7 protein-coding genes and 1 tRNA gene are annotated in these 6,450 nt (G+C 35.8%); 5 read left to right on the forward strand and 3 right to left on the reverse strand.

What is annotated here, in order from left to right:
• Nucleotides 1-137 precede the first annotated feature (137 nt).
• Together ACIQ2S_RS09895 and ACIQ2S_RS09900 are read right to left on the reverse strand one after the other, a co-directional pair.
• On the reverse strand, nt 138-788 hold the full coding sequence (locus ACIQ2S_RS09895) for a TatD family hydrolase (RefSeq protein WP_396175493.1): 651 nt from the start codon (nt 786-788) through the stop codon (nt 138-140).
• Nucleotides 788-1,390, reverse strand: coding sequence for a DUF1684 domain-containing protein (locus tag ACIQ2S_RS09900; protein WP_396175495.1), 603 nt, complete (start codon nt 1,388-1,390; stop codon nt 788-790). Before ACIQ2S_RS09900 ends, ACIQ2S_RS09895 begins: the two co-directional genes overlap by 1 nt.
• 95 nt (nt 1,391-1,485) lie before the next feature.
• On the opposite strand from ACIQ2S_RS09900, the gene ACIQ2S_RS09905 reads away from it, so the two are divergent.
• The 4 genes from ACIQ2S_RS09905 (at nt 1,486) to ACIQ2S_RS09920 (ending at nt 5,341) form a co-directional block, all read left to right on the forward strand.
• Entirely contained in the window at nt 1,486-2,694 is a 1,209-nt protein-coding gene (locus ACIQ2S_RS09905) for an MDR family MFS transporter (protein ID WP_396175497.1), read from the forward strand.
• 302 nt (nt 2,695-2,996) lie between these two features.
• A complete protein-coding gene (locus tag ACIQ2S_RS09910; RefSeq protein WP_396175499.1) occupies nt 2,997-3,356 on the forward strand; it encodes a BlaI/MecI/CopY family transcriptional regulator in 360 nt (119 codons plus the stop codon).
• A gap of 1 nt (nt 3,357) precedes the next feature.
• The gene (locus ACIQ2S_RS09915) at nt 3,358-5,124 is read left to right on the forward strand and encodes a M56 family metallopeptidase (RefSeq protein WP_396175501.1); all 1,767 of its coding nucleotides are present in this window, start codon (nt 3,358-3,360) and stop codon (nt 5,122-5,124) included.
• 67 nt (nt 5,125-5,191) lie between these two features.
• Nucleotides 5,192-5,341, forward strand: coding sequence for an SsrA-binding protein (locus ACIQ2S_RS09920; protein WP_396175504.1), 150 nt, complete (start codon nt 5,192-5,194; stop codon nt 5,339-5,341).
• Here ACIQ2S_RS09920 and ACIQ2S_RS09925 read toward each other — a convergent pair.
• Nucleotides 5,338-5,850, reverse strand: a complete 513-nt coding sequence (locus tag ACIQ2S_RS09925) for an adenine phosphoribosyltransferase (RefSeq protein WP_396175506.1) — start codon at nt 5,848-5,850, stop codon at nt 5,338-5,340. The genes ACIQ2S_RS09920 and ACIQ2S_RS09925 overlap by 4 nt on opposite strands.
• A 70-nt stretch (nt 5,851-5,920) precedes the next feature.
• Between ACIQ2S_RS09925 and ACIQ2S_RS09930 the strand changes: the two genes are divergently transcribed.
• A tRNA-Arg gene (locus ACIQ2S_RS09930) sits at nt 5,921-5,994 on the forward strand.
• Nucleotides 5,995-6,450: the final 456 nt, after the last annotated feature.

Below are 6,450 nucleotides of genomic sequence, written 5' to 3' on the forward strand. Positions count from 1 at the left end.
TTACAGTAACTTTTTTTTGAACACAGATTTATAAAATCTTAGAAATCATGATAATTAAAAAACCTAATTTATATTTTTTTTAATTTCTTAAATTTTTACGATCTGTGTTCTCTTTTGATCTAAAAAAATACGATTGTTCATTTTCTTTCAAATACATTCTCAAAATTGGTAATTACCAATTTCCTCAACTCCTCTATGCTCATTTCTTTATAAGCCGCTGCCAATGTGTACACTTCTTCAATTGATTCTTCAACTGTATCGGTTTCTAAAAAAATACGATTGTTGGGTACCGATTGGAACACACTTTTTAACTCTGGATTCATCAATAAATACTTCCCAAAAGAGATATAAAATCCATTGTCAATTAAATGTTTGGACGTTTGTTCGTTTTTCGAAAATCCGTGAATAATCATCGGAACTGTGACGTTTTGTTCTTTTTTGATTTGGATGATTTCCTGAAAAGCAGCAACGCAGTGCAAAACTACTGGTTTTTGGTGCTTTTCAGCTAACACAATTTGTTTAATGAAGACTTCTTTTTGAATTTCCATTGCTATTTCGATACGTTTGTCCAGTCCGCATTCGCCTAAAGCAAGGCAATTTGGAAGTGCTAGTTTTTTATTGATTATTTGTAAATCAGATGCCAATCTGCTTTCATCAATGTACCACGGATGTATGCCAATAGAATACTTCAGAATCGTCTCATCAAATTCCCATGGGTATTGATTCACCAACTCCAGAATCAACGGATTGGCGTTGTACCTATGCGTATGTAAATTGAAGAATTCCATTAGTCATGGAACTTTTTAACACCGGCCTTCACTTCCACTTTTAAATCATTTTCTTGCGGTGGAATCGGACAAGAATAGCTTTCATTGTAGGCACAATAAGGATTGTATGCCATATTAAAATTGATGGTCCATTGTTTGCTTTCTTGCATTCTTAGGTCAATATAACGTCCGCCTCCATAACTTTCAACGCCGGAAGTTAAATCGGTAAAAGGTAAAAACAAATAATCTGCATAGCCAGGCTTTTTACTAAGGTCTATATTTTGGTAAACATTAAGCTGACACTTTATACCCTTGATAGTGAAATGCAATTCTCCGTATTTGACATACAGCGGTTTTCGATCGGTGGTGGTTGGCATTTTGAAAGGTTTCTCTTTTTCCGTTCGTATAAACGTAGCTTGCACAAAGAAGTCTGCCGAAGCAGGAAAGAAATCCAATGATTGAAACATCTTTAAATCTTCCTTTTTTAACGGACTCGAAGTGGAATCTGCATAATGTTTATTCATATCCTTTTGAAAATCGGCCACCGATTGTTCATCAAACAGTTGTTGCGAATAAAGATTGGTTCCCAAAAAAAGTAAAACGAAGAGTAGTAGCTTATACATGATATATTTTTATACAAAAATAGTTTAAAAGTTGTTGTTAGACAAAGGAGCGATGGAGTAAAGTTTTTTACCTTTGTATGATTGAATTGCTACTCATGCTCAAAACCGCCTTTTCAAGATACCTCAATAGTTTTCGCGGTTTCTCACGTGAAATCTGGATTCTTACGATTATAACTTTCATCAACCGTGCCGGCACGATGGTGCTGCCATTTCTTTCAAAATACTTAAAAGAGGACCTTGATTTTAGTTACGGTGACGTCAAGTGGATTTTAATTTCGTTTGGATTAGGGTCCATGTTGGGTTCCTATTTGGGTGGAAAACTGGCCGATAGTTTAGGGTTTTACAAGGTGATGATTTTTAGTTTATTTGTGAGCGGACTCATGTTTTTTGGACTGCAATACATCACTTCTTTTACCGGATTGTGTTTTGCCATGTTTGGGATTATGACTATTGCAGATATGTTCCGACCGGCAATGTTTGTTTCGTTGGGCGTTTATGCTAAACCCGAAAACCGGACACGAGCGTTAACTTTGGTAAGATTGGCAGTGAATTTAGGCTTTGCTGCAGGACCCGCCTTGGGTGGTTTAATTATCATGAACATTGGTTATAAAGGTCTATTTTGGGTAGACGGTGCTTCATGCATCCTTGCCATTGCAATTTTTTGGCTGTTGGTAAAAGAGAAAAAGAAAATCAAAGAAGCGGAGCATACTTTTGAAACTGTAGGAATAAAAACGGTTTATCAGGACAAGCCTTTTTGGGTATTCTTGCTGGTGAGTTTTACAACTGCGATGATCTTCTTTCAATTATTTACCACGCTTCCACTCTATCACAACGAACAATATGGGTTGACCGAATTTCAAACAGGTTTATTAATGACACTCAATGGCTTTCTGATTTTCTTACTAGAGATGCCTATTGTTAGTTTCTTTGAACGCAAGAAAGTTAACAAAGTGAAGATTGTTTTGGTAGGTTCACTTTGTATGGCAATCGGATTTTATGCATTAATGATTAATGTATGGGCGGGAATTCTACTCATAAACATCTTATTTTTAACTTTTGGTGAAATGTTTGCGTTTCCTTTTTCTAATTCCTTTGCTTTGAGTCGGGCTCCACGAGGTCAGGAAGGACGCTACATGGGGTTTTATACTATGAGTTTCAGTCTGGCTCACATCATGAGTGCAAACATTGGCTTTGAAGTAATTGACAATTTTGGTTACCAAACCAATTGGTTGGTCATGGGTACTTTAGGATTATTTGCAGCAGCTTGTGCGATTTGGGTGATGAAGATGGTGCGGGAGGAGTAGATTTGGTTGCGGGTTGCGGGTTGCGGGTTTCAGGTTTCAGGTTTCAAGTTTAAGGTTTCAAGTTTAAGGTTTCAAGTTTAAGGTTTCAAGTTTAAGGTTTCAAGTTTAAGGTTTCAAGTTTAAGGTTTCAAGTTTAAGGTTTCAAGTTTCAAGTTTTTTTTCGTCCTTCTCCCCTCTTCCATCTCCCCTCTTCCCTCTTCCCTCTTCCATCTTCCACCAAAACTTAAATTTTAGTTAAATAACTACTTTTATAGTTTAATAACTAAAAAAATAGTTGTAGGTTTGTTTAAAACTTTACAATTATGCAAAAATTAACTAATAAAGAAGAAGAAATCATGCACATTTTATGGAAGCTGGAGAAAGCTTTTGTAAAAGAGGTCATGGCAGAAATAACAGAAGAGCAACCGCATTACAATACCCTTTCCACTATTGTCAGAAACTTGGAAGAAAAAGGATATGTTGCCCACAAAGCTTTTGGAAATACGCACCAGTATTATCCAATTATTAAAAAAGAGGACTATCGAAAGGCGTTTATGAATACGGCTATTGAAACCTTTTTTAACAACTCTTACAAGAGTATGGTATCGTTTTTTGCAGAAGAAGAGAAAATATCTGCTGAAGAATTACGCGAAATTTTAGACATCATCGAAAAAAAGAAATAGTATGGAAGCTATTTTTATATATCTGCTAAAGGTTACCGGGCTGATTACAGCTTTTTATATAGGCTATTACCTTTTTCTTCAAAAAGAAACCTTTTTTAATTCGAACCGTTGGTATTTTTTAATCGGATTAGTAACTGCAGTTTTGCTTCCTTTATTTACCTATACGCATACCATTTATGTTGAACCGACACCCGTAAACGCAATAAATTATGATACAGTTGCTCTTATGCCTTTGCAAGAATCTGCTCCTGTTGATTGGATTCTTATTTTCACTGTTGCCTATGTTTGTATAGCCCTCGCATTATTTCTCAAAATCAGCTTTAATTTAGCTCGATTATTACGGACACTTTATAAAACAACACCCATTAAAAAAGGGGCGTACTCCTTGATTAATCACCAGCAAGACCAGCCACCGTTTTCTTTTTTTAATTTTATTGTACTCAATCCCGATTTGTATACCGACCATGAGTTGGAGAGTATTTTGGTACATGAAAAAATACACAGTCAGGAAAAACACTCCTATGACGTTTTACTAGCAAACTTTTATTGTGTGCTTTTTTGGTTCAATCCCATAGTTTGGTTATACAAAAAGGCTATTATTCAAAATTTAGAATACATAGCCGATCAAAAAGCGGTGCAAACACTTTCGGATAAAATGGCTTATCAAAAAGCATTATTAAAAGTAGTCAGTCATCAAAATTTTATTTCAATCACCAATCATTTTAATCAATCATTAATCAAAAAACGAATCGTTATGTTAAACACGCATCCTTCCCGTAAGCAAAATTTGCTCAAGTACCTTTTGGTAGTGCCGATTCTTGTCGGATTTATTCTGTTCTTTCAAATAAAAGTTGTGGCCCAAGAACGTTTTACCATTCAAACCATCAATCAATCATTGGATGGCATTGAAAAGCGTTTGGAAATCAACAAAAGTACTTCTGATGCAGTAATGACACGCGAAAAAGAAGTATTTAAAAAAGAATTTGACACGGATTTAAAATTCTCAAAAGTCAAAAGAAATGCCAATGGTGAATTAACGTCGATTAAAGTGGACGTGAAAACTCCCAACGGCAAAGCGGAGACCTATCAATTTTCGGGTTCCACTCCTATCCAACCCTTTGTCATTGCTGTAGCTAAAAATGACAACGGATTGGTAACCGTAAATTTTGGAACTACTGTTAAAAAAGCTTTTGTTTGGAAAACGGAAGATGCTTTAGTTGATCTTTCCTCTTTAAAAGAATTAGAGGAATTAGGTATTGAGATTGACTTTCCCGAAGCACCGGAAGCTCCAAGTTTTCCAAATCATTTAGATGCTCCTGCTCCACCCTCAACACCCAAGTTGAATGACCATAAAAAGATTGTTATTATCAAAGAAAACAATGGAAAAGCAACTGTTACTGTTAATGGAAAAGAAATTGAAGATCCGGAGAAATATATCCTAGAGATTGATTCGGAAGGACTTCAAAATTTCAATTTTGATTTTGACTGGGAGACTTCAGATGGCGGACAAGTAAACGGAGAAAAAGTATACCGTATTAAAAAAGAAGCTCTTGAAAAAGCACGAATAGAAATGGATCGAATGAAACCCGAGCTTGAGAAATCAAGAGTATACATTATGGAGTCCAAAAAGAGAATGGAGTCATCAAAAGACGAGATGGAGCAAGCTAAAATAGAAATGGAATTAGCTACACAAGAACTTCTCAAAGCAAAAGAAGAATTGGAGCAAGCAAGAAAAGACTTAGAAGCGACTAAACAAAAGAAGCAATAATTCCTAAAACAGAAACGGCTATCGAAACGGTAGCCGTTTTTTATTATTTTTGCTTAAAAACCTTACCATGTTTCAACTTCTTGCACAATTAAACAAAATCATTCTTCCGAGTTTTACCAAAAAGGGATTGGATTTGTCGAAAGCCAAAAAATGGCAAATGGCAATCATCGGCTGGAGGTATTATGTTACTACTCGAGCTCTGGGTAAAAAAAACTAATAGGTTAATGCGGCGAAGAGGTTGTAGTTTTTAATTTTTTCTCTGCCGTTCAAGAAACTCAGTTCCATTAGAAAGTTCACTTGTACAATTTCTCCACCTAACTGTTCCACCAATTCACAAACTGCTTTTGCAGTGCCACCAGTAGCTAAAACATCATCATGAATGAGTACTTTATCTCCCTTTTGAATGGCATCTGTATGAATTTCTAAGGCGTCGGAACCGTATTCTAAATCATAGCTTGCAGAGATGGTGTCGTAAGGCAACTTATTTGGTTTTCGCACCGGCACAAAACCCGCATGCAGTTTTTCTGCTAATAAAATCCCAAAGAAAAACCCCCTACTTTCCACGCCAATAACCTTGTCGATGTGCACCTCTTTCAAATGAGTCAGCAGTATCTCCAAACATTCTTCACGAGCTAACGGATTGATTAATAACGGAGTAATATCTTTAAAAATAATTCCCTTTTTAGGAAAATCTTGCACGATGCGAATGTACTTATTGAGGCTCATAAAAAACCGTTTTAATTTATATTTTGATTTGCAAGTTACACAAAAATACCTATATTTGCACCCGCAATAAGGCCTCGTGGCGCAACTGAATAGCGCACTTGATTACGGCTCAAGAGGTTACTGGTTTGAATCCAGTCGAGGTCACGAATGAATACAAAAATAAAGAAAAACGCCAAGCTAGCTTGAGCGTTTTTTTGTTTTTTGTATTCTCAAAGCGGAGCTTTGGTGGATCAACGGAGTTAATCCTTTCGCTCTAATAAGCTCGCTCATAAATTAAAAAAGTTTTCAAAAAAGTTTTCAATCTTTGATTGAAAAGGCTTTTCGCTCTCAGAACGGAGCTCATTCTGGAACAACGGAGTTAATCCTTTTATACTGTTGAGCTTGCTCATAAAATTAATTTTGTATACTAAAAAAGTTCTTTCAATCAGAGATTGAAAGAACTTTTCATTTCCACTACTGAGCTCATTCTGGATCAACGGAGTTAATCCCATCGAAGGTCACGAATAAACACTTTTTATATTGGATTACTGCCAAAATAATAGTCTCTTTGTAGCATTAGTTCTAAATAAAAGCACATGGCATTAGATTACATCATCAACG

This window comes from Flavobacterium sp., assembly GCF_044371705.1.
In the GTDB taxonomy this organism is placed as follows: Bacteria; Bacteroidota; Bacteroidia; order Flavobacteriales; family Flavobacteriaceae; genus Flavobacterium.

Excerpts from the sequence above, each read along its gene's own strand:
- ACIQ2S_RS09915 (WP_396175501.1), top strand. The coding sequence starts at position 3,358 with ATGGAAGCTATTTTTATATATCTGCTAAAGGTTACCGGGCTGATTACA.
- ACIQ2S_RS09900 (WP_396175495.1), bottom strand. The coding sequence starts at position 1,390 with ATGTATAAGCTACTACTCTTCGTTTTACTTTTTTTGGGAACCAATCTT.
- ACIQ2S_RS09905 (WP_396175497.1), top strand. The coding sequence starts at position 1,486 with ATGCTCAAAACCGCCTTTTCAAGATACCTCAATAGTTTTCGCGGTTTC.
- ACIQ2S_RS09910 (WP_396175499.1), top strand. The coding sequence starts at position 2,997 with ATGCAAAAATTAACTAATAAAGAAGAAGAAATCATGCACATTTTATGG.
- ACIQ2S_RS09925 (WP_396175506.1), bottom strand. The coding sequence starts at position 5,850 with ATGAGCCTCAATAAGTACATTCGCATCGTGCAAGATTTTCCTAAAAAG.
- ACIQ2S_RS09920 (WP_396175504.1), top strand. The coding sequence starts at position 5,192 with ATGTTTCAACTTCTTGCACAATTAAACAAAATCATTCTTCCGAGTTTT.
- ACIQ2S_RS09895 (WP_396175493.1), bottom strand. The coding sequence starts at position 788 with ATGGAATTCTTCAATTTACATACGCATAGGTACAACGCCAATCCGTTG.